1 protein-coding gene is annotated in these 1,234 nt (G+C 74.5%); it reads left to right on the top strand.

The window, feature by feature from the left end; all coding sequences use genetic code 11:
- Positions 1-1,164, top strand: a 1,164-nt coding sequence (locus tag ACIWVC_RS24515) for a D-alanyl-D-alanine carboxypeptidase family protein (protein WP_396454621.1), incomplete at its 5' end; no start/stop codon positions are given.
- Positions 1,165-1,234: the final 70 nt, after the last annotated feature.

Genomic DNA, 1,234 nt, shown 5'->3' on the forward strand with positions numbered 1-1,234 from the left:
CCCGCGCTGGTCGCGGCGCCCGCCGCGGCGGCGGGCCGGGCGGCCGCGGCGCCGTCCGCCGCGCCCACGGCGGAGACGGTCGGCGGGCCGCTGCTCGCGAGCCGCGGCATCGTCGTCGACAAGGCGCCGGGCGTCCCGGCCGTCCCGAAGATCAAGGCCGCGTCGTGGCTGATCGCGGACGCCGACACCGGCGAGGTCCTCGCCGCCAAGGACCCGCACGGCCGCTACCTGCCGGCCAGCACGATCAAGACGCTGACCGCGCTGACGCTGATCCCCAAGCTGGACCCGAACCGGCTCGTCCGCCCCTCCCAGAAGGCGTGCGACGTCGAGGGCACCAAGGTCGGGCTGACGCCCAAGATGCGGTACAAGGTCTCCGACCTGTTCCACGCGATGCTGATGATGTCGGCGAACGACGCGGCGTTCACGCTCGCGGAGGCGGACGGCGGCGTGCGGAAGACCCTCGCCGACATGAACGCCGAGGCGAAGCGGATCAACGCCCACGACACCCTGGCCGGGTCGCCGAACGGGCTCGACCGCGACCTCGGGCTGACCGTCCGGACCCAGCACACCTCGGCCTACGACCTGGCGCTGATCCTGCGCGAGGGGATGAAGAACCCCGACTACCGCAGGTACATGCAGGCCATCGACATCAAGTTCCCCGCGCCGCCCACCAAGAAGGAGCGCAAGAAGGGCAAGAAGGTCGGCGGGTACCCGATCCACACGCACAACCACATGCTGCCGGGCGAGCGCGAAGCCTACCCGGGCATGCTCGGCGGCAAGAACGGCTACACGATCGCCGCGAAGCAGACGTTCGTCGCCGAGGCGCGGCGCGGCGGGCACACCATCGTGATCTCGCTGATGCGCGCGGACCGGCCGCCGTCCCCGTACGCGGCGAAGCTGCTGGACTGGGGGTTCGCGGCACGCGGCAAGGTGCGGCCGGTGGGCGCGCTCGTCCCGCCCGGCGACGCGAAGCAGGCGAAGAAGGACGGCGCGGCGGGCGTGCTGCCGGACGCCCCGCCGGCCTCGGACGACCCGTCCCGCATGTGGCTGCTCGTGGGCGGGGGCGCGGCCGGCGCCCTGCTCGCGATCGCGGTGCTGTTCGTCGTGCTGCGCCGCCGGCGCCGCCTGGAGGCGGCCCGCTTCCGCGACGTCTCGGGCCGGTAGGCCCAGCGGGGCGCCGGGGCCGGGTCAGCGCGCCGGATGCGCCGACGACGGCTCCTCGGCGCCCGCCTCG

The organism is Actinomadura sp. (genome assembly GCF_044508335.1).
Classification (GTDB): Bacteria; Actinomycetota; Actinomycetes; order Streptosporangiales; family Streptosporangiaceae; genus Spirillospora.